Source organism: Pseudomonas sp. NY15372, assembly GCF_048068215.1.
GTDB classification, from domain to species: Bacteria; Pseudomonadota; Gammaproteobacteria; order Pseudomonadales; family Pseudomonadaceae; genus Aquipseudomonas; species Aquipseudomonas guariconensis_A.
This window is the reverse complement of record NZ_JBLUPY010000002.1, coordinates 234956-256499: the sequence shown is the minus strand read 5'-3', so window position 1 is coordinate 256499 and position 21544 is coordinate 234956. Positions and strand designations below refer to the sequence as shown.

General features: G+C 65.7%; 19 protein-coding genes and 1 riboswitch. Of the genes, 6 read left to right on the top strand and 13 right to left on the bottom strand.

The genetic code is table 11. The features are described 5' to 3' along the window. Positions 1-96 precede the first annotated feature (96 nt). From ACNFG0_RS02755 to ACNFG0_RS02715, 9 genes are all read right to left on the bottom strand, one after another. Positions 97-807, bottom strand: coding sequence for a PqiC family protein (locus ACNFG0_RS02755; RefSeq protein ID WP_196155252.1), 711 nt, complete (start codon positions 805-807; stop codon positions 97-99). Between the two features lie 175 nt (positions 808-982). Then, positions 983-3241: a DNA topoisomerase IV subunit A gene (gene parC / locus ACNFG0_RS02750; RefSeq protein ID WP_416763964.1), complete on the bottom strand. Its 2259-nt coding sequence runs from the start codon at positions 3239-3241 to the stop codon at positions 983-985. Positions 3242-3251: 10 nt separating this feature from the next. Beyond that, the gene (locus ACNFG0_RS02745; RefSeq protein WP_196155250.1) at positions 3252-3770 is read right to left on the bottom strand and encodes a retropepsin-like aspartic protease family protein; all 519 of its coding nucleotides are present in this window, start codon (positions 3768-3770) and stop codon (positions 3252-3254) included. Beyond that, the gene (locus ACNFG0_RS02740) at positions 3767-4753 is read right to left on the bottom strand and encodes an esterase-like activity of phytase family protein (RefSeq protein WP_416763963.1); all 987 of its coding nucleotides are present in this window, start codon (positions 4751-4753) and stop codon (positions 3767-3769) included. Before ACNFG0_RS02740 ends, ACNFG0_RS02745 begins: the two co-directional genes overlap by 4 nt. Further along, positions 4750-6654 (bottom strand): DNA topoisomerase IV subunit B, encoded by a 1905-nt coding sequence (gene parE / locus ACNFG0_RS02735; protein WP_196145075.1) that lies wholly within the window; start codon positions 6652-6654, stop codon positions 4750-4752. Before parE ends, ACNFG0_RS02740 begins: the two co-directional genes overlap by 4 nt. Positions 6655-6689: 35 nt before the next feature. Continuing rightward, entirely contained in the window at positions 6690-7298 is a 609-nt protein-coding gene (locus ACNFG0_RS02730) for a YqiA/YcfP family alpha/beta fold hydrolase (protein WP_196145076.1), read from the bottom strand. A 222-nt stretch (positions 7299-7520) separates the two neighbouring features. Next, on the bottom strand, positions 7521-8336 hold the full coding sequence (gene cpdA / locus ACNFG0_RS02725) for a 3',5'-cyclic-AMP phosphodiesterase (RefSeq protein WP_416763962.1): 816 nt from the start codon (positions 8334-8336) through the stop codon (positions 7521-7523). Positions 8337-8422: 86 nt separating this feature from the next. After that, positions 8423-8875: a DUF1249 domain-containing protein gene (locus ACNFG0_RS02720; RefSeq protein WP_084854129.1), complete on the bottom strand. Its 453-nt coding sequence runs from the start codon at positions 8873-8875 to the stop codon at positions 8423-8425. Further along, entirely contained in the window at positions 8866-9483 is a 618-nt protein-coding gene (locus ACNFG0_RS02715; protein WP_196145078.1) for an NUDIX domain-containing protein, read from the bottom strand. The genes ACNFG0_RS02720 and ACNFG0_RS02715 overlap by 10 nt, the downstream gene beginning before the upstream one ends. Before the next feature lie 184 nt (positions 9484-9667). Between ACNFG0_RS02715 and ACNFG0_RS02710 the strand changes: the two genes are divergently transcribed. Next, on the top strand, positions 9668-10414 hold the full coding sequence (locus tag ACNFG0_RS02710) for an RsiV family protein (RefSeq protein WP_196145079.1): 747 nt from the start codon (positions 9668-9670) through the stop codon (positions 10412-10414). Here ACNFG0_RS02710 and cytX read toward each other — a convergent pair. Then, complete coding sequence (cytX, locus tag ACNFG0_RS02705; RefSeq protein ID WP_416763961.1) at positions 10383-11666, bottom strand: putative hydroxymethylpyrimidine transporter CytX; 1284 nt, start codon at positions 11664-11666, stop codon at positions 10383-10385. The genes ACNFG0_RS02710 and cytX overlap by 32 nt on opposite strands. A gap of 166 nt (positions 11667-11832) precedes the next feature. Continuing rightward, positions 11833-13719, bottom strand: a complete 1887-nt coding sequence (thiC, locus tag ACNFG0_RS02700) for a phosphomethylpyrimidine synthase ThiC (protein ID WP_196145081.1) — start codon at positions 13717-13719, stop codon at positions 11833-11835. A gap of 145 nt (positions 13720-13864) precedes the next feature. Further along, positions 13865-13971: riboswitch (TPP riboswitch) on the bottom strand. A 157-nt stretch (positions 13972-14128) separates the two neighbouring features. Here thiC and ACNFG0_RS02695 point away from each other — a divergent pair. Then, positions 14129-15559 (top strand): TolC family outer membrane protein, encoded by a 1431-nt coding sequence (locus ACNFG0_RS02695; RefSeq protein ID WP_196145082.1) that lies wholly within the window; start codon positions 14129-14131, stop codon positions 15557-15559. Between the two features lie 113 nt (positions 15560-15672). On the opposite strand, the gene waaA is transcribed toward ACNFG0_RS02695, so the two are convergent. Continuing rightward, the gene (gene waaA, locus ACNFG0_RS02690) at positions 15673-16944 is read right to left on the bottom strand and encodes a lipid IV(A) 3-deoxy-D-manno-octulosonic acid transferase (protein WP_416764001.1); all 1272 of its coding nucleotides are present in this window, start codon (positions 16942-16944) and stop codon (positions 15673-15675) included. Positions 16945-16996: 52 nt separating this feature from the next. After that, positions 16997-17887 carry a LysR family transcriptional regulator gene (locus ACNFG0_RS02685; protein ID WP_196145083.1) on the bottom strand — a complete coding sequence of 297 codons (891 nt, stop codon included), beginning with the start codon at positions 17885-17887 and terminating at the stop codon, positions 16997-16999. Positions 17888-17975: 88 nt separating this feature from the next. On the opposite strand from ACNFG0_RS02685, the gene ACNFG0_RS02680 reads away from it, so the two are divergent. From ACNFG0_RS02680 to ACNFG0_RS02665, 4 genes are all read left to right on the top strand, one after another. Continuing rightward, positions 17976-18308 (top strand): DMT family transporter, encoded by a 333-nt coding sequence (locus ACNFG0_RS02680; RefSeq protein ID WP_084854115.1) that lies wholly within the window; start codon positions 17976-17978, stop codon positions 18306-18308. Positions 18309-18508: 200 nt separating this feature from the next. Further along, a complete protein-coding gene (locus ACNFG0_RS02675) occupies positions 18509-19684 on the top strand; it encodes an NAD(P)/FAD-dependent oxidoreductase (RefSeq protein WP_416763960.1) in 1176 nt (391 codons plus the stop codon). Further along, complete coding sequence (locus ACNFG0_RS02670) at positions 19681-20493, top strand: aldo/keto reductase (protein ID WP_416763959.1); 813 nt, start codon at positions 19681-19683, stop codon at positions 20491-20493. The genes ACNFG0_RS02675 and ACNFG0_RS02670 overlap by 4 nt, the downstream gene beginning before the upstream one ends. A gap of 37 nt (positions 20494-20530) precedes the next feature. Further along, entirely contained in the window at positions 20531-21490 is a 960-nt protein-coding gene (locus tag ACNFG0_RS02665; protein ID WP_416763958.1) for a metal ABC transporter ATPase, read from the top strand. The last annotated feature ends 54 nt before the right edge of the window (positions 21491-21544 follow it).

The following is a 21544-nucleotide window of genomic DNA, read 5'->3' as shown; positions in this document are numbered from 1 at the left end:
GCCGCTTCGCGCCCGATCGCGGCACAAGGCCGCTCCTACAGGGGTCATGTATAAGCCAAAAAAAGCCCGCATCGCTGCGGGCTTTTTTGTGTCCGGTCAGAACCGGTAGACCTCCATGTCGGTCCGAATGGGCGAAGCCATGGGGATCTTCGGCTTCTCTGGCCCTTTCTTGACCTGGGTCGGTGCGGACTTCTTTGGTGGCGCTTCCTCGGCGATGGCCGGCTGGTTGGCCAACGGCTTGACTGCGGTGCTGAGCTGTTCGGCCAGTTTCTGCAGCAATTGCCCCTGGGCCTGCACCTGTGACGACTCGGAGCCCTCGTGCGGTTGCTCCAGGTGCACGATGCGGTTGTCCCGCACCTTGCCGCGGCGATCGAGCAGGCGCCATTGGGCGTCCAGGATCGCCGGCTGGTTGCGGCCGGAGTCCAGGCGGGTGATCGACAGCAACACCTGCACGTCCGGCGAGAAGCCGGCGGTGGCCGGTGCCAGGACGACGCGCTGGCTGTCCAGGCGCCAGGCGAGCTGGCGCACCAGCAGTTGGTCGATGTCCGCCGAAAGGCTGCCCGCCCAACGACCGTCGGTCGCCGATGTCAGGCTGCCGTCAGGCTGACGCTGCAGGAAGGTTTCACGCTGAAGGTAATCGGCTACCGATACCGGGCCGAGTACGACGGCCATGCCGGCACTCTGCGAGGGCTGGCCTGGGTCACCACTGTCCAGCTGATACAAGGCCACCGGCTGATGCATGCTGCATCCGCTCAGTCCCAGCAGACCCGTCATCAACAGCGCAAATGGAAGGCGCAGAAATTTCATTCATCCCATCCAAGCGGTCGCCCCGAGGCAAACCGCAGTGATACTCATGTAGATTCTTGCAGGCACGCAGCCACGCTGGCGCCGCAAGGGCACTATCATCCGCGAAATAACCGTCCGACTCCAGCATTTCTGCCTGGAATGACGCTGAAATTGCCGCTCCAGACAGACAGCCGGTTCACTCGGGGCGTTCCACCGCCATGCCATCGACCCGCTGGAAGCCGCGTGGCAGCTTGCTGCCGCGCCGGCCCCGCTCACCTTTATAGTGCTCAAGGTCATCGGGCTTGAGAGACAGAGTACGCTTGCCAGCCTGCAATACAAGCGTCTCGCCCTCACCCACGACGGCAAGATCGGTGACGTATTCTTCCCGGTTGGCGACCCGGTCCCCGGGTACGCCGATGATCTTGTTGCCCTTGCCCTTGCCCAGCTGCGGCAGGTCGCTGACCTTGAAGATCAACAAGCGACCCTCGGTGGTCACGGCTGCCAACCAGTCTTGCTCACGGTCGGCGACCGGCCGTGGCGTCATTACCTTGGCGCCGTTGGGCAAGCTGAGCAGGCCCTTGCCGGCCTTGTTCTTGGCCTGCAGGTCCTCGCCCTTGACCACGAAGCCATAGCCGGCATCCGACGCCACCACATAGAGCGCGTCATCTTCGGGCAGCAGCACGCAGTCGAAGGTCGCCCCTGGCGGCGGCGCCAGTCGGCCGGTCAATGGTTCGCCCTGCCCCCGCGCCGATGGCAGGCTGTGGGCGGCCAGCGAGTAGCTGCGCCCGGTGGAGTCGATGAACACGGCAAACTGGTTGGAGCGACCGGCGGCAGCGCCCTTGAAACCATCTCCGGCCTTGTAGGAAAGCCCGGTGGCATCGATATCGTGACCCTTGGCACAGCGTACCCAGCCCTTTTCCGACAAGACGACGGTGACCGGCTCGGTCGGCATCAGCTCGTTTTCCGACAAGGCCTTGGCCTCGGCACGCTCGACGATCGGCGAACGGCGGTCGTCGCCGTAGGTCTCGGCATCCTTGATCAGCTCGCTGCGTACCAGCTTGCGCAGCTTGGCGTCGCTGCCCAACAGGGCCAGCAGCTTGGCCTGTTCCTTGAGCAGTTCGTCCTGCTCGCCGCGGATTTTCATTTCCTCCAGGCGCGCCAGCTGGCGCAGGCGGGTCTCGAGGATGTAGTCGGCCTGGATCTCGGTCAGCTCGAAGCGGGCGATCAGCGCCTGCTTGGGGTGGTCTTCGGTGCGGATGATGTGGATCACTTCATCCAGGTTGAGGAAGGCGGTGAGCAAGCCTTCCAACAGGTGCAGGCGCTTCTCGACCTTGTCCAGACGGTGCTGCAGGCGGCGGCGCACGGTGCCGATGCGGAACTGCAGCCACTCTTGCAGCAGCGCACGCAGGTTCTTGAGCTGTGGGCGCCCATCGAGGCCGATGATATTGACGTTGACCCGGTAGCTGCTTTCAAGGTCGGTGGTGGCGAACAGGTGCTGCATCAGCTCGTCGGCGTCCACACGGTTCGAGCGCGGAATGATGACGATGCGGCACGGGTTCTCGTGGTCGGACTCATCGCGCAGGTCGGCGACCATCGGCAGCTTCTTGGCCTGCATTTGCGCAGCGATCTGCTCCAACACCTTGGCCCCGGAGACCTGGTGCGGCAGCGCGGTGACAACGATGTCGCCATCCTCGACCCGGTACACGGCACGCATGCGAATCGAGCCGCGACCGCTCTCGTAGAGCTTGAGGATTTCGGCTCGCGGCGTGACGATCTCGGCCTCGGTCGGGTAGTCCGGCCCCTGGATGTGCTCGCACAGTTGCTCGATGGTGGCCTTGGGCTCATCCAGCAGGCGCACGCAAGCACTGGCGACTTCCCGCAGGTTGTGCGGCGGCACGTCGGTGGCCATGCCCACAGCGATACCGGTGGTGCCATTGAGCAGGATATTCGGCAGGCGCGCCGGCAGTACGGCCGGCTCCTGCAAAGTGCCGTCGAAGTTCGGCACCCAGTCGACGGTGCCCTGGCCCAGCTCGCTGAGCAGCACCTCGGAATAGCGCGACAGGCGCGCCTCGGTGTAACGCATGGCGGCGAACGACTTGGGATCGTCCGGCGCCCCCCAGTTGCCCTGGCCGTCGACCAGGGTATAGCGGTAGCTGAACGGCTGGGCCATCAGCACCATGGCCTCGTAGCAGGCCGAGTCGCCGTGGGGGTGGAACTTGCCGAGCACGTCGCCGACGGTACGCGCCGACTTCTTGTGCTTGGCGTCGGCATCGAGCCCCAACTCGCTCATGGCATAGACGATGCGTCGCTGCACCGGCTTCAGGCCGTCGCCGATATGCGGCAAGGCACGGTCCATGATCACGTACATGGAATAGTTGAGGTAGGCCTGTTCGGTGAAGTCAGCCAGGGAACGGCGTTCGACGCCTTCGAGACTGAGTTCCAGTGAGTCGCTCATGCGGGCCTCGTCATTTCAAGTTCTGGCGCAGCAGCAAGGTACCGCCACGCTGGGTAAATTCAAGTTGTTTCAGGGCGCTCATGCCCAGCAGCACCTGCTCGCCATCGAGGCCGGGAACCACCAGTGCGCGCACGTCGCGCAGGTGGATATCGCCCAGCTGCAGGTCGCTCAGACGCGTGCGGTAGCCTTGGGTGCGGCCGTTGGCGGTGCTGAGAATCACCGGCGCGCCGGGCTGCAGGTCGAGGTCGCGGGCCAACGACTCGGGGATTGCCACATCGGTGGCCCCGGTGTCCAGCATGAAACGGACGCTGCGGCCGTCGATCGCGCCGTCGGCGACGAAATGACCCTGGCCATTGCTCAGCAGGCGCACCTCGATGAAGCCTTCGCCGTGCTCGGACTGCACCTGGGTATTGGGGTTCTGCTGACGCTCTTCCCATTGGCCGAAGAAGCGCGTGGCGAGGAACATCGCCCCCGCCCAGGCCACCACCAGCAGGACACGCCCCGCACGCTTGCCTGGCGGTTGGCTCACGGCTTGGCGCTCCAGCCGCCCTCAGGGGCTGCGAACCGCCATACGATCGGGCGCCTCTCGCCGTCGGCACGGTCACCGCTGTTGTTGTCCAGGCCGATCCAGGCGCCGGAGGCATCGATGACCAGAGCCTCGGCCAGGCCGTACGGCTGGTCGTAGCGACGCTCGTCGACCAGCGCATCGGCGGCGAACGACCAGCAGCGCTCGACCTTGCCGCTGTCGGTGTCGCGACGGCAGATGCGGTAGGCATTGCGCTCGAGGGTGAACAGCTTGCCTTCGTACCAGGCCAGGTCGGAGAAATCGCGCGACATGGCCTGGGGCTCGGGCATCTGCGGCGGCTGCATTTCGACCCCGGCTTCGCTGAGCAGCACGCAGCGGCGCCCGCACTTCCACACCGACTGCTGGCGCTCGATGGCGACCAGGCCGCGCCGTTCACGCTCGGCAGCCAGCCACAGGCGGTCGCCCGCCGGGTTGATCGCCAGGCCCTCGAACAAGGCGTTGAAATGCAACAGCATGCCACTGGCGCGGGCCTGTCGGACCATGGACGGGTCGATGTGTAGCCATTCAGGCTCGCCCTCGACAGGCACTTGCAGCACCGCCGCATGGGCTTCGCTGACCAGGTAGAAATTGCCGGCCTGATCGCACGTTATGCCTTCGAAGTCCAGCTCACCGCCGCGAATGTAGGACACCGCCCAGTTACGCGAGCGCAACCCCCACGGCAGGCCGCTCTGCGGCACCGGCGGCGGGGTGAAGGTCAGCGGCTGGGCACGCCATACTTCGCCCTGCTGGTCGAGGCGGTAGATGCGGTCATCGTCGCGGTCGGACACCGTCCACAACGCGCCACGGCACCAGGCCAGGCCCGAGAGGTTGCCGCCGCGCATGCCTTCGACCGGGAACTCTGCACCGAGCTTGAGCTCCGGCCAACTGCCCGCCTGGCTCGGCAGGGCCAACAAGGCCAGGCAAACGGTAGCCAGCAGGCGGATCAAACCAGAACCTCGGCGAGGTTACCCTTGGTTTCCAGCCAACTCTTGCGGTCGCCGGCGCGCTTCTTGGCCAGCAGCATGTCCATGATCTCGGTGGTGCCTTGCACATCGTCCAGGGTCAGCTGCACCAGACGCCGGGTGTTCGGGTCCATGGTGGTTTCGCGCAGCTGCGGCGGGTTCATCTCGCCCAGGCCCTTGAATCGGGTGACTTGCGGCTTGCCACGCTTCTTCTCGGCGACCAGGCGGTCGAGGATGCCATCGCGCTCGGCTTCGTCCAGGGCGTAGTAGATCTCCTTGCCCAGGTCGATGCGGTACAGCGGCGGCATGGCCACGTAAACGTGGCCGGCCTCCACCAGCGGGCGGAAGTGCTGGACGAACAATGCGCACAGCAGGGTGGCGATGTGCAGCCCGTCGGAGTCGGCGTCGGCCAGGATGCAGATCTTGCCGTAACGCAGTTGCGAGAGGTCGGCAGCACCCGGGTCGACACCGATGGCCACGGCGATGTTGTGCACTTCCTGGCTGGCCAACACCTCACCGCCATCGACCTCCCAGGTGTTGAGGATCTTCCCGCGCAGCGGCAGGATGGCCTGGTACTCCTTGTCCCGTGCCTGCTTGGCCGAGCCGCCGGCCGAGTCACCCTCGACCAGGAACAGCTCGGCGCGCATCGGGTCCTGCCCCGCGCAATCGGCCAGCTTGCCCGGCAGCGCCGGGCCTTGGGTGATGCGCTTGCGCTCGACCTTCTTGCTCGCCTTCAGGCGCCGGCCTGCGTTGCTGATGGCCAGCTCCGCCAGTTGCATGCCCAGCTCCGGGTGAGCGTTGAGCCACAGGCTGAAGGCATCCTTGACCACACCGGAGACGAACGCCGCCGCCTCGCGGGACGACAGACGCTCCTTGGTCTGGCCAGAGAATTGCGGTTCCTGCATTTTCATCGACAGCACGAAGGTGATGCGTTCCCACACATCCTCCGGCGCCAGCTTGACGCCTCGCGGCAGCAGGTTGCGGAACTCGCAGAACTCGCGCATCGCATCCAGCAGGCCCTGGCGCAGGCCATTGACGTGGGTACCGCCCTGGGCGGTAGGGATCAGGTTGACGTAGCTCTCCTGGACACTGTCGCCGCCTTCCGGCAGCCACAGCAGGGCCCAGTCCACGGCTTCCTTGTTGCCGGCCAGGCTGCCGCAGAACGGCTCGTCGGGCAGGCGCAGGAACTCGCTGACCGAGTCGACCAGGTAGGAGCGCAGGCCGTCTTCGTAATGCCACTCGACCTTCTCGCCGCTGGCCTTGTCCTCGAAGCTGACCAGCAGGCCTGGGCAGAGCACGGCCTTGGCCTTGAGCACATGCTTGAGTCGGCTGATGGAGAACTTGGCCGAGTCGAAGTACTTGGGGTCGGGGCTGAAGTACACGCTGGTACCGGTGTTGCGCTTACCAACCGTACCGACCACCTCCAGCTCGCTGGCCTTGAAGCCATCGGCGAAGGTCATCTGGTATTCGTTGCCATCGCGCTTGACCCGCACACGGACCTGGGTCGACAGGGCGTTGACCACCGAGATACCGACGCCATGCAGGCCGCCGGAGAACTGGTAGTTCTTGTTGGAGAACTTGCCGCCGGCATGCAGCTTGGTGAGGATCAGCTCGACCCCGGACACGCCCTCTTCGGGGTGGATGTCCACCGGCATGCCGCGACCGTCGTCGCACACTTCCAGGGAATGGTCGGCATGAAGGATCACCTGCACCGAGCGGGCATGGCCAGCCAGGGCTTCGTCGACACTGTTGTCGATGACTTCCTGGGCCAGGTGGTTCGGCCGGCTGGTATCGGTGTACATGCCCGGCCGCTTGCGGACCGGGTCAAGGCCCGAGAGGACTTCGATGGCGTCTGCGTTATAGGCGCTAGCGCTGGGATTGGCCATGGGGTCTCGTCGTCAGTCTGGTGAATGCAAAAAGATCAAAATACAGAAAAATCGAGCGTCGCATACTGCCCGCGGGCGATGCCGGCGAAGGCCAGCAGGGACGGCAGGCGTTCGGCGAAGCCTTGGAAGCTGTGGTCGCCGCCGGCCTGGATACGCAAGGCACAGGCTTGGTAATAGCGTTCGGCGTGACGATAGTCCAGGGTTTCATCGGCGGTCTGCAACCATACCTGGTAGCGGCTGGCGTCCTGAGGCGGCGGTACTTCGAGTTCGGCCAGGGCCTGAACATGGTCCAGGGTCAGTTCCCAGGTCTCGTCGGTGTACAGGTTGCGCTGGGAGCCCAGGTAGCCGTCGAACAGCCGGTGCGGCCCGACTGCCGGGTTGATCAGCAGGGCCTTCAGGCCATGGCGCTCGGCCAGGTAGGTGGCATAGTAGCCACCGAGCGAGCTTCCCACCAGCAAAGGGGCATCGAGCTCGGCGATGGCCGCTTCCAGCTGAGCGATGGCCTGGCGCGGGTGATGATGCAAGGCCGGCACGCGCAGGCGTTCGGCCAGGCCCAGAGCCTGCATCACTGCCTCGAGCTGACGCGCTTTCTTCGACAGCGGCGAGCTGTTGAAGCCATGGATATAAAGGATGGAACCCGACATGCTGCTCCCGGAATCTGCGGCTTCGCGCCCGCTGAGGCGGGCGCAGGGACGCGCAGTGTAGCGCGTTCACCGGGTTTTGGCGCCGCACAAGGGTTTTAGCAACATATTCGTCACGGCCGAAGGGCTGCTTCGCGCCCCATCGCGGGACAAGCCCGCTCCCACACGAATCACCGCCCAGCCTGTGGGAGCGGGCTTGTCCCGCGATGGGCCCTTGCAGGACCCTCAGTACCCCGGGCTGTCGAAGTCCAGCTTCACCTCGAAATCCCGCGCCCGCTCGACACCCGTCTCCACCCGCCCGTCGCCATGCAGGCGCAGCCAGCGATAACCCGGCTGCTCTTCGCTGACCTGGAAATCCTCGCTGCGGGCCGCGAACTGGATGCAGGTCGATGGCGTGGCCAGCAGGCGAACACCATCACGCCGCTGATCCCACGGCTGGTGGATATGCCCCCAGAGCACAGCCTTGACCTGTGGATAACCGCGCAGGCACGCCCACAGTTCATCGGCATTGCGCAGCCCGATCGGCGCGATCCAGGCACAACCGATATCCACCGGCTGATGGTGCAGGCACACCAGGCAATGCCGCTCACCGGCACCGGCCAGCGCCTGGTCCAGAATGGCCAGCTGGTCGTCGGCCAGCCAACCATGGGTGGCGTCGGGCACGTTCGAGTTGAGCATGACGATGCGCCAGGCACCCAGGTCAGTCACCGCCTGCACCAGGTCGCTACCCTGCGCGACCTCGGCCATCACCCGGGCCTCGTCATGATTGCCCGGCAACCATCGGCTCGGTGCGCCAAGCGAGGCGCTCAACTGGCGGAAGGCTTCGTAGGAGGCGACGCTGCCATCCTGGGAAAGGTCGCCCGTGCACAGCAGCAGGTCGATGCGCCGCTGCTCGCGTCGTACCTGCTCGACCACATGACGCAGGCTGTCGCGGGTATTCATGCCCAACAAGGTGCCGCCAGGGGTAGCGAACAGATGGGCATCGGTCAGTTGCACCACATGAAGCGGCGCCGGGTCTTGGGCGTGATTGGGCTGCGGCACGGGCCGTCTCCTCGAGCGGATTCAGCGCGATTATCGGCTGCCTGCGCGCGCCGGGCAAAGGGCCTTGCCCGATCGGCGTCACATTTTCAGCGAACGGCTTCCAGTTCGTGGCCGCAAGCCAGGCAGTGGCTCAGCCATTCACCCAGGAACAGGTTGAGCTGGGCCTTCTCGTCCGGCTGGTGCATCGCCGCGTTGGGGTACGGGTAGATGCTGCGCAGGCGCCGGGTGTGCTCGGCGCTGACCACCTCGGCCATGCGCGCGTCGTGATACACCTGCACCTCCAGGTGCGGCACCGGCAGCCACGGCAGGCTGTGCTCCTGGCGCACCCGAAGGGTAGTGGTGTAGGGACAGGCCAGCAGCACATCGAGCACCAGCACGCCGAGCATCTGGTCGCCCTGGGTCATGCCGATGCGGCGCGAGCTTTGGGTGGTGCGCATGTCAGGCAACAGGCGCATCAGCCGGGCATAGTTGGCCTCGCAGGCGGCCTGCAGCCCGGCCAGGTCGACCCGGTAGCGCTCGCGCAACAGGTTCACTTCCACATACCTCGCACTTCGTCGCGGTTCAGCGCCAGCCATTGCAGGCCGATGATGGTCGCGGCGTTGCAGATGCGCCCGTCGCGCACGGCCTGCAAGGCATCCTCGAAGGCCCAGACGCGTACGCGGATGTCCTCGCCCTCCTCCTCCAGGCCGTGAAGCCCGCCGGCGCCCTCGCTGCTGCAACGCCCCAGGAACAGGTGAACATATTCATCGCTGCCGCCCGGCGAGGGGAAATAGCGGGTCATCGGCCACAGTGCGCTGAACGCAAGGCCCGCTTCTTCTTCAGCTTCGCGGTGGGCGACTTCCTCGGGCTGCTCGTCCTTGTCGATCAACCCGGCGACCATCTCGATGAGCCAGGGGTTTTCCACCTTGCCCATGGCACCGACGCGGAACTGCTCGATCAGCACCACCTCGTCGCGCAGCGGGTCGTACGGCAGTACGCAGACCGCGTCGTGGCGCACGAACAGTTCGCGGCTGATCTCACGGCCCAGGCCGCCGACGAACAGTTCGTGACGCAGGCGCACTTTGTCGAGCCGGTAGAAGCCCTGGAAGCAGTTGGCCCGTTCGACGATCTCGACCGCCTTGGGTTGCGAATTCAACGTGTCTGACATGGAAATCCTCGTTACCTCGTTTACCGCATCGCGCCATCCTACTCTGCGTGCCGCCGTGTTTCACCCCTTTCCGGCGACCGTTGAGGCAACCGGGACAGAGCCTCTCTACTCTGTTAGCTTAGTGGCGAACCGACGGCTTCGCCGACGGTCAAAGGCCGACTCCCTTTGTTCTGCAAGGATCATCATGACGCTTGTCAAACTGACTTCCGTGGCCGTGCTGGCAATGGCCCTGGGCGCCTGCCAGAGCTTGTTCGAGCCCAACTACCGGGCCCCGCTCGAGGTCAAGCGCGACGCCTGGGAACACGTCAAGCCCGGTTGCAGCGAGAGCGACTGCCCACTGGTGAACATCGACACCATCCACTTCCCGGCCCTGCCCAAGCTCGACGCCATCGTCGAAAAACGCCTGTTGCAGCTGACCGAAGACAACCAGCACAGCGGCGCGCCCACCTCACTGCAGGCCTACGAGCAGCAGTACCTGGCCAGCGCCGAGAAGCGCAACAGCAGCTACCTGCAGGCCAAGGTACGCGAGCAGCATGACGGGCTGGTGATCATCGAGCTGTCCAGCTACCTGGACAGCGGCGGCGCCCACGGCATGCCCGGGCGCGGTTTCATCAACTATTCACGCAAGCTGGACAAGGTCCTGACCCTGCAGGACATGCTCCTGCCCGGCCAGGAAGACACCTTCTGGAAGACCGTGGAAGAGTCCCACCGTGCCTGGATGATCAGCACCGGCATGGACAAGGACCCGGAGTTCATCAAGACCTGGCCGTTCCGCAAGTCCCCCCATGTGGCCCTGACCTACGGCGCGGTCGTGGTCAAGTACGAGGTCTATGCCATCGCGCCCTATTCCATGGGCCACATCGAGCTGAAGATCCCCTACCCACGCCTGAACGGCGTGCTCAGGCCTGAGCTGTTTCCCGGCCGCGGCTGAGGCTCAGCAGGCCGTGCAGCCCCCCTGCCAGCAGCAGTGCCGGCAGGGTCGCCCCCAACTCCGGCGCGACATTCGCCATCAGGTGATACGCCGCCACGCCCACTGCCCAGGCCAGCAGTGCCTGCCAGTGTAGCCCGGCCACCAGCGTCGGCATCTGCCGCCGACGAACGACGAAGTGGTCCATCAGCACCACGCCGAACAGCGGCGCGAACACCGAGCCGATCAGCAGCAGGAAGTTCTGATACTGGGCCAGCGGCGCCAACAGGGCGACCAGGGTGCACAGCACGCCGATGGCCAGGGCCAGGTGCTCGACCTTCAAGCGCACCAGCAGGCCGGTAGACACCGCCGCCGAGTGGATGTCGGCGAAGGCGTTTTCCGACTCGTCCAGCAGGATGAGCAACAGCGGGATACCTAGCCCGGCACCGGCCAGAGCCAGCAGCAGGGCATTGACTTCACCACTGGGCGCGAAGGCCAGGGTGTAGGCCACACCCAGGCTCATCAGCCAGGCATTGCCGATGAAGAAGCCCAGTGCCGTGCCGCCGAATACACGGCCGGCGCGCTGGCCGAACCGCGAATAATCGGCGATCAACGGCAGCCACGACAGCGGCATGGCGATGACGATGTCGAAGCCCACCGCCAGCGACATCGAGCCATCGCCGGCGCGCTGCCACAACCCGGCCAGATCGGCCTTGGCGAACAGATTCCAGGTCAGCCACAGGCAGGCGCCGAGCAGCAGCCAGATCCCCCACTTGCGCAGCACCTTGCGCACGAAGGCCAGCGGCCCGCTGACGGCGAGCAGGGTGGCCAGGGCGCCGAAGCACAAGGTCCAGAGCACCGGGCTGGTCCAGGCGCTGCCTTCGCCGAAGGCGCGGGCGCCCAGCAGGCTGGCGGCGTCACGCATGACGATGATCTCAAACGAGCCCCAACCGACCAGTTGCAGCAGGTTGAGCAGCGCCGGCAGGCGCGCGCCCTGGCGGCCCAGGCTGAGCCGCAGCGTGGCCATGGCCGACAGGCCCGTGTCGCTGCCGATCACCCCGGCGGCGGCCAACAGCAGCACGCCGACCGCCGTGCCCAGGGCGATCGCCAGGATCGCTCCCGCCAAGCCCAGGCCCGGCGCCAGCAGCGCGCCGACCTGCAGGACCATCAGGCCGATGCCGAGGGAGAACCAGAGGGAAAACAGGTCGCGAGCGCCGAACTGGCGCTGGCTGTGGGGGACCGGGTGGTCCGGGGAGAAGTGGCTGGGTGTGCTCATGATGGCGCTCGCCGGGGTGTTATTGGTGTTCTTGGCGAGGACTGCGTCCTCGTTTCGCGGCACAAGGCCGCTCCTACAAGAGACCGCGCAGGACCTGAACCTTGCGCTGCCCCTGTAGGAGCGGCCTTGTGCCGCGAAAGGGCCGCGAAGCGGCCCCTCAACCGTCTTAGACTTTCTTGTACAGCTGGCTACCTTCCTGGCGGAAGCGTTCGGCCTGCTCGCGCATGCCTTCCTCCACCGAGACATCGGTCGCCTCGATACGCTGGTTGGCAGCGTATTCGCGCACTTCCTGGGTGATCTTCATCGAGCAGAACTTCGGCCCGCACATCGAGCAGAAGTGCGCCACCTTGGCCGACTCCTTGGGCAAGGTCTCGTCGTGGAAGGCACGGGCAGTGTCTGGGTCCAGGCCAAGGTTGAACTGGTCTTCCCAGCGGAACTCGAAGCGCGCCTTGGACAACGCGTTGTCGCGGATCTGCGCGCCCGGGTGGCCTTTGGCAAGGTCGGCGGCATGCGCGGCGATCTTGTAGGTGATGATGCCGGTCTTGACGTCGTCCTTGTTCGGCAGGCCCAGGTGCTCCTTGGGCGTCACGTAGCAAAGCATGGCGCAGCCGAACCAGCCGATCATCGCCGCACCGATGCCGGAGGTGATGTGGTCGTAGCCCGGCGCGATGTCGGTGGTCAGTGGGCCGAGGGTGTAGAACGGCGCCTCGTCGCAGCACTCGAGCTGCTTGTCCATGTTCTCCTTGATCAGCTGCATCGGCACGTGGCCGGGGCCCTCGATCATGCACTGCACGTCATGCTTCCAGGCGATCTTGGTCAGCTCGCCCAAGGTCTCCAGCTCACCGAACTGGGCCGCGTCGTTGGCGTCGGCGATCGAGCCCGGGCGCAGGCCGTCGCCCAGCGAGAAGCTGACGTCGTAGGCCTTCATGATTTCGCAGATCTCGTCGAAATGCGTGTACAGGAAGTTTTCCTTGTGATGCGCAAGGCACCACTTGGCCATGATCGAGCCGCCGCGGCTGACGATGCCGGTCACGCGCTTGGCGGTCAGCGGTACGTAGCGCAGCAGCACACCTGCGTGGATGGTGAAGTAGTCCACGCCCTGCTCGGCCTGTTCGATCAGGGTGTCGCGGAACAACTCCCAAGTCAGGTCCTCAGCGATGCCGCCGACCTTCTCCAGGGCCTGGTAGATCGGCACGGTACCGATCGGCACCGGCGAGTTGCGGATGATCCACTCGCGGGTCTCGTGAATGTGCTTGCCGGTGGACAGGTCCATGACCGTGTCCGAACCCCAGCGAATGCCCCAGGTCAGCTTGGCCACTTCTTCCTCGATGGAGGAGCCCAGGGCGCTGTTGCCGATGTTGCCGTTGATCTTCACCAGGAAGTTGCGGCCGATGATCATCGGCTCCAGTTCCGGGTGGTTGATGTTGGCCGGAATGATCGCACGACCACGGGCGATCTCTTCACGGACGAACTCGGGCGTGATTTCCTTCGGGATGCTGGCACCGAAGCTGTGGCCGGCGTGCTGCTGGTCGAGCAGGCCGGCGGCGCGGGCTTCCTGCAGCTTCATGTTTTCGCGGATGGCGACGTATTCCATCTCGGCGGTGATGATGCCCTGGCGCGCGTAGTGCATCTGGGTAACGTTGGCACCGGGCTTGGCGCGGCGCGGGTTGCGCACGTGGGCGAAGCGCAGCTTGGCCAGGTCGGCATCGTTCAGGCGCTGCTGGCCGAAGTTCGAGCTCAGGCCGTCCAGGCGCACGGTATCGCCACGGGCCTCGATCCACGCCGAACGGACGTCGCCCAGGCCCTTGCGCACGTCGATGACGACGTTCGGGTCGGTGTATGGCCCGGAAGTGTCATAGACCAGCACCGGGGCGTTCTGCTCGCCGCCAAAATCGGTAGGGGTGTCGTGCAGGCTGATTTCACGCATGGGCACGCGGATGTCGGGGCGCGAACCTTCGACATAGACCTTGCGCGAACGGGGGAACGGTTGCACGGACTGCTGGTCGACTTGCGCCGACTCGCTGAGGTGGATCGATTTTTCTTGTTTGCTCATCACAGGCTCTCCAGACAGCGTGGAATGTCGGGGAGAACCTGAAGGAGGCGCGGAATGCACCTGGAACGGTGCTGGTGCCGGATACACGGAGGTGCCTTGAGCGTGAGCTACGACAATCCCGGACCTGGCACAAGATCTCGCCGGGAAAGCGAGCAATCTTGTTCCCTACGCAGGCGCTAACCTGATCAGGTTCAACGGGATCCGGAACTATCCGATCTCAGCCTTCGATTCAAGGCACCCCGACAAGAACATGCGCAGTCTAGACTCAAGTGGCCGGCAAAGCCAAGCGGGTAGATGCCGGGATGATGAAAGGCGTCGCGGAGATTGTGGCCGGGTGCGCGTGGTACTAGACTGGCCCCTCATTCAATACTCACCAGTTCAGTAATTAATTTCGTACAAGGATTGCCCTATGCTGCGCAAACTCTCACTGGCGATTGCCGTGTCTTGTGCGTCCAACGGAGTGGTCTGGGCAGCGGATGTGCCCACGACGGTGAAGACCGATCTGATCAGCGTCTACCAGGAAGCGGTCGACAACAACGCCGACCTGGCCGCCGCCCGCGCCGACTACGGCGCACGCCGCGAAGTAGTCCCCCAGGCCCGCGCCGGGCTGCTGCCGAACCTGTCGGCCGGCGCCGAGATGATGAACACCCGCACCAAGTTCGACGAGCCTTCGGTCACCTCCAACCGCAGCGGCAATTCATGGAACGCGACCCTGGCGCAGCCGATCTTCCGCGCCGACCGCTGGTTCCAGTTGCAGGCTGCCGAGGCGGTCAATGAACAAGCGGCCCTCGAGCTGTCCGCGACCGAGCAGAACCTGATCCTGCAAACCGCGGAGAACTATTTCTCAGTACTGCGTGCCCAGGACAACCTGGCCTCGACCAAGGCCGAGGAAGCGGCGTTCAAGCGCCAGCTGGACCAGTCCAACGAACGCTTCGACGTTGGTCTCTCGGACAAGACCGACGTACTGCAGTCCCAGGCCAGCTACGATACCGCCCGGGCCAACCGGATCATTGCCGAGCGCCAGGTCCAGGACGCTTTCGAGGCCCTGGTGACCTTGACCAACCGCGAATACGGTTCGCTCCAGGGGGTGGTCCACACCCTACCGGTGCAGGTGCCGACGCCCAACGACGCCAAGGCTTGGGTCGAGACCGCAGCGCGGCAGAACCTCAACCTGCTGGCCACCAACCATGCCGTCACCGCCGCCGAGGAAACCCTGCGCCAACGCAAGGCCGGCCACGCGCCGACCCTGGATGCGGTGGCCCGCTACCAGAAGGGCGACAACGACAGCCTGGGCTTCTCCAACCCGCAGCCCGGCGTGCGCTACAGTGGCGACGTCGAGCAGACCAGCATCGGCCTGCAGCTGAACATTCCGATCTACAGCGGCGGCCTGACCAGCTCCCAGGTACGCGAGGCCTACCAGCGCCTGAGCCAGAGCGAGCAGCAACGCGAGAGCCTGCGCCGCCAAGTGGTGGAAAACACCCGCAACCTGCACCGGGCGGTGAACACCGACGTGGAGCAGGTGCAGGCACGCAAGCAGTCGATCATTTCCAACCAGAGCGCCCTGGAGGCCACCGAGATCGGCTACCAGGTCGGTACCCGCAACATCGTCGACGTGCTCGACGCCCAGCGCCAGCTGTACACCTCGGTGCGCGACTACAACAACAGCCGCTACGACTACATCCTCGACAACCTGCGCCTGAAACAGGCCGCCGGCACCCTCAGCCCGCAGGATCTGCAGGACCTGGGGCGCTACCTGAAGGCCGACTACAACCCCGACAAAGACTTCCTGCCGCCGGACCTGGCTGCGGCAGCGGCCAAGAACTTCGAACGCAGGCCTTGAGATTGGCGGCGCTTTGCGCCCCTATCGCGGGACCGGATGGGATGGCGTCACAGCGGACCTGTGGGAGCGGGCTTGTCCCGCGATTGGGCTGCACAGCAGCCCCCAGCATCCACTTACGTCAACAGCCTCCCCAGCCCATCCAGCAACCGCTGCAAAGCCCCCTGGTTGGCCAGCATCACCGCCCTGCCCGCCTCGCCCATGCGCCGGGCATCCTGGGGCAACTCGACCAGCCGACGTACCGCCCCGGCCAAGCCGCTGGCATCGTCCACTTCCTGCAACGCCCCCGCCTCGCGCAGCATCGCGCTGATTTCCAGGAAGTTGAACACGTGCGGGCCCGTGAGTACCGGCAACGCCAGTGCCGCCGGCTCCAGCGGGTTATGCCCACCGGTGGGCACCAGGCTGCCGCCGACAAAGGCAATGTCGGCCAGGGCATAGAGGAACAACAGCTCACCCATGGTATCGCCGAGCAAGACCTGGGTCTGGGCTTCTACCGGCACGCCGGAAGAACGTCGCACGGTGGTGAACTGCGCTTGGCACAGGCCATGCACCGCATCGAACCGCTCGGGATGGCGCGGCACCAACACCAACAGCGCATCGCCATGGGCCTGTAGCAGTTGCCGGTGGGCCTCGAGGATCAATGCATCCTCACCCTCGTGGGTACTGGCCGCGATCCATACCGGGCGCTCGCCGGCCCCCCAGCGCTCACGCAGATCACGGGCACGCGGCTGAAGCTGCGCGTCGATCTTCAGGTCGAACTTGATCGAGCCGGTCACCTGCACGCACTCAGGCCGTGCGCCCAGGCTGCGGAAACGCTGCGCCTCGGTCTCGGTCTGCACTGCGATCAGGCTCATCTCGGCCAGCATCGGCCGGGTCAGACCGGCGAAACGCGCATAGCCACGGGCCGAACGCTCGGACAGCCGCGCATTGGCCAGGGCCACCGGAATGCCGCGCTTGGCGCACTGGTGGATGTGATTGGGCCACAGCTCGGTCTCCATGATGATGCCCAACCGCGGCCGGACATGATCGAGGAAGCGCCCCGCCGCCCAAGGCAGGTCATAAGGCAGGTAGCAATGCTGGATTCGCGGCTCGTCGGCGAACATCGCGCGGATCCGCTCCGAACCGGTGGGCGTCATGCAGGTCAGGGTGACCGGCAGGTCCGGGTAAGCCTTGAGCAAGGCGCGGATCATCGGCGCGGCAGCGATGCTTTCGCCCACCGACACCGCGTGCACCCAGATGCCGTCCCGGCGCATCGGCGCAAGCTTGCAAGCGAAGCGCTCGGCGATGCGCTGGCCGTAGGCCGGCGCCTTGCGCGCACGCAGGTACAGGCGCAGCGCAACCAGCGGCAGGCCCAGGTGGAAAAGCAGGGTATAGAGGGTTCTGTTCATGGCGACGCAGTGTACTAGGAACTGCACGAAAAGACCTGTCGGGCACCGCCTCTCAGCCGATGGCCCGCAGGTGCACGGCAAAGCGTTCGGCCAGCCACTGCGCCGCCGGCCCCAGGGGCTGGTCGCGGCGCCAGGCCAGTTCGACGACCAGCGCAGGCGGGCGCCACTCGCTGTCGAGTTCGACCATCTGCGCCTGGTAGGTCGGGTACTGCACCACATGCCGTGGCAGCCAGGCCCAGCCCAGCCCGCGCATCAGCAGCTCAGCCATGGCATAAAAGCTGTCGGCGCGCCACACCTGCGGGCTGATCGCCTCGCCCCCGGGGTAGCCGCTTTGCTGCGGTGTGATCAATAACTGCCGGTGACGAGCCAACTGCTGGCGAGTCACCTTCCGCTCGCCCGCCAGCGGATGGTCCACGGCACATACGGTGACCATCTCCACGCTGCCCAGGGCGCGGCGCTCCAACGACGCGGGAATGCGCTCGTGATGAAAGAACAACCCCAGGTCGGCGCGACGCTCCACCAGCTTGCGCGCCACGTCGCCCTGGGCGCCGCTGGCCACCTGTACTTCCAGGAAGGGGAAACGGCTGGCCAGCTCGTCGAGGCTGTCGATCACCGGCTGGTAGGGCATGGCCTCATCCTGGGCCACGCGCAACAAGGCTTCCTGGCCACGCATCAGGGCCAGGGCCCGGCCATCCAGGCGCTCGCACTGGCGCAGCAATTCCCGCGCATCCTCGAGCAGGGCCGCCCCGCTTTCGGTCAGCCGCGGCTGGCGGCCGCTGCTGCGCTCGAACAAGGTCACGCCCAGGTCCGCCTCCAGCAGCGCGATGGCATTGCTGACCGCCGACTGTGCCTTGTGCTGCTCCCGGGCGACAGCGGAAAACGAGCGCAGCTCGGTGACCCGCAAGAAGGTGCGCAATTGGTCGAGATCCCACTGTTGGGCCATGCAACCTATCTCCATAGCAGATAGGTAATGACTTTACCCCATCCGACGAAAGTCTAGAATGCCCACCCAGCAACGGAGGACCCCGATCATGAATGCCTACACCTACCTGGCCATCGCCATCTGCGCCGAAGTCATCGCCACCGCTTCCATGAAGGCGGTCAAGGGCTTGAGCACGCCATTGCCGCTGCTGCTGATGGTCTGTGGCTATGCCGTGGCGTTCTGGATGCTGACCCTGGTGGTGCGCAGCATTCCGGTGGGCATCGCCTACGCTATCTGGTCGGGCCTGGGTATCGTGCTGATCAGCGTCGCCGCTCTGGTGATCTATGGGCAGAAACTGGATGTGCCGGCCATGCTGGGAATGGCCATGATCGTCGGTGGCGTGGTGGTGATCCAGCTGTTCTCCAAGACGGCCGGCCACTGACTGGCATCGGCTTTATCGTCGCTGCAGCCCTATCGCCGGACAAGCCCGCGCCTACACGGGATCAGCGCAGCCCGGAAGGGCTGGGTGATCTCCCACAGGAACGGAGCCGTTGCTTGTGGGAGCCGGCTTGCCGGCGATGAGGCCCGCACGCGTCCACAGCCTGTATACTGGGCAACTGTCCCAGTTCTAGAGGTGCTCGCATGCCATCTGCCATTTCCACTGACGTGCTGATCGTCGGCGCCGGGGTCGCTGGCCTCTGGCTCAACGCAAGGTTGCGGCGCCTGGGGTATTCGACGGTGCTGGTGGAACGCGCAAGCCTCGGTGGCGAGCAGACCATCAAGTCCCAGGGCATCATCCATGGTGGTACCAAGTATGCCCTGCATGGGGCCTTGACCGGTGCCTCCGAGGCCATCGCCGACATGCCGCGCCGCTGGCGCGAGGCGTTGGCCGGCAATGGCGAACTCGACCTGGGCAAGACGCGCCTGCTGTCCGAGGCCCACTACCTGTGGTCCCCCGGTACCCTGGCGGGCAACCTCACCAGCTTCTTCGCCAGCAAGGCCGTGCGTGGCCGGGTCGACCAGGTCAAGGGCGAGCAACTGCCCCCTGCCCTGCAGGATCGCGCCTTCAAGGGCAAGGTCTATCGCCTGGCCGAGCTGGTCGTCGACGTGCCGAGCCTGCTCGCCAACCTGGCCGAACTGGCCGGTGACAGCCTGCTGGCCGGCGAACGCATCGAGCCACTGCGCGAGGGCGACGAACTGCTCGGCCTGCGCGTGGATGGCCGTGAGATACGCGCCCAGCGTATCGTGCTCAGTGCCGGTGCCGGCACCGAAGCCCTGCTCCAGGCGCTGGGGCTGGAGCAGCCGGCCATGCAGCGCCGACCGCTGCACATGGTCATGGCCAAGGGGCCGAACCTCAAGCCGCTGTATGCCCACTGCCTGGGCGGCGGGCCCAAGCCGCGTGTCACCGTCACCACCCACCCGGCCCACGATGGCCAATGGGTCTGGTACCTCGGTGGCGACCTGGCCGAGGCGGAAGGCGTGGCACGCGAACCTGCCGAGCAGATCGCCGCGGCGCAGAAGGAGATCGCCAGCCTGTTGCCTTGGGTCGACCAGGGCCAGGTGCGCTGGGCCACCTTGCGGGTCGATCGCGCCGAACCCGCGCAATCCGGGTTGGTCCGCCCGGACAACGCCTTCCTCGCAGAGCAGCAGCGCCTGCTGGTGGGCTGGCCGACCAAGCTGGCCCTGGCGCCCGACTTCGCCGACCGCGTGCTGGCGAGCCTGGAGCGCGACGGTATCCGCCCCGCCGCGCAACCTGACCTTGCCGACCTGCCTCGCCCCGCCCTCGGCGTACCTGCCTGGGAGCGACTGCTGCCATGAGCCTGCCGACCCTGCACGATTTCCTGCGGCCGCTGGGCAGCACCGGCCTGAAGGTCTCCCCGCTGGGCCTGGGCACGGTCAAGCTCGGCCGCGACCAGGGCGTCAAATACCCCAATGGCTTCACCATCCCAGGCGATGACGAAGCGCGCCTGCTGCTGGCGCAGGCCCGCGAGCTGGGCATCAACCTGATCGACACCGCGCCGGCCTACGGTCGCAGCGAGGAACGCCTGGGCCCCTTGCTGCGCGGCCAGCGCGACCACTGGGTGATCGTCAGCAAGGTGGGCGAGGAATTCGACAATGGCCAGTCGCACTTCGACTTCAGTGCCGCCCATACTCGCCTATCGGTGGAGCGCAGCTTGCGCCGTCTGGAAACCGACCACCTCGAACTGGTGCTGGTGCATTCCGACGGCAATGACGTGCAGATCCTGGAGCAACAAGGCGTCTACCAGACCCTTGCCGAACTCAAGCAGGAGGGCAAGATCCTCGGCTACGGGCTGTCCGGCAAGACCGTGGAGGGTGGGCTGAAGGCCCTGGAACAAGGCGATTGCGCCATGGTCACCTACAACCTCAACGAGCAGGCGGAGCGCCCGGTACTGGACTACGCTGCCGAACACGGCAAGGCCATCCTGGTGAAGAAGGCCCTGGCCAGCGGGCATATCTGCCTGGCACCAGGGGTCGATCCGGTGCAGGCCAGCTTCGAGCTGCTGTTCGCCCACCCTGGGGTGAGCAGTGCTATCGTCGGCACCATCAACCCGTTGCACCTGGCCCATAACGTGGCCACCGTCGCCCGAATCCTGGGCCAGCCTTGAGTCGCCCTGGCGGGCGCCCAACGCAAGGAGGAGCCTCGTGCCGCGAACGCTGATCCGCAAGAACCCGAGCAACTTCAAGACCCTGCCGCTGCACGTCGAAGCCACACCCGACGGCCTGACCTACCAGAGCATCGGGATGCCATTGAACTTCGGTCAGGTACAGCAGCGGCGCAAGGCCATCGAGCTGGCAGACCACGAGCGTTTCGTGGTCGAGCTGGCCAACCTGGGAGTTTCGGTGCGTCTGACGCTGCACTGGCAAAACCGCGACTATTGGGTGCTGGTGCGTCAGCGCCGGCAGGACCGCGGCGACGTGGTGCTCAAGCTGATCTCAGGCTACGTGCCCGCCCAGGAGATCAACCTGCCGCTGCATACCGCCATTCAGGAAGTGGCCGAGGAATGCCTGCTGGAAACCCCGGAGGGCTGGCTCGGCGGGCGCTTCAACGACACTTGGCTGCCCGCGCCTTATGCCGACGCGCTGCATTACCGCGAAGCCCTGCCGTTCGTGCTAACGCCCGAGTCCGGCGCGGCGCGCCCGGTGCATTGCGGCAACCTGATGCTGCTGGAACGGCCCCGTGCCTATGTGCACTTGCCCACCGCATCGTTGCAGCTGATCTACGACCTGCGCCTGCAGGTGCCCCGGGAAGCCAAGTCGCTCAGCCTGTTCCATGTGGACGAGCGGCTCGAAGGCGACCAGCTGGTAGCACGGCTCAATCGCAAGCGGCCGGACCTGTACCTGATGCCACTGGTCGATGGCCAGCCAACCGCCGAGCTCTATACCTTGAAGAAGGACGAACTGGTGCGGGCCAGCACCCGTGGCCTATACCTGGCCGAGAGCTTTGCTCGACAAGACGGCTGGGTGGTCGGGGATGAGCGAATTCGCTGGAAGGACTGGATCAGGCAGCAGGGCCTGGAGGAACACCGAATGGAGCCGGCCTCTCACCTGCAGCGCTTCGGCGACAAGGCGCGGGCGCTGCTGCAACGAGCGTTGCACAAGTAGGGTCGGGCTGCTGCGCAGACCATCGCCGGCAAGCCGGCTCCCACAGGTACCGCG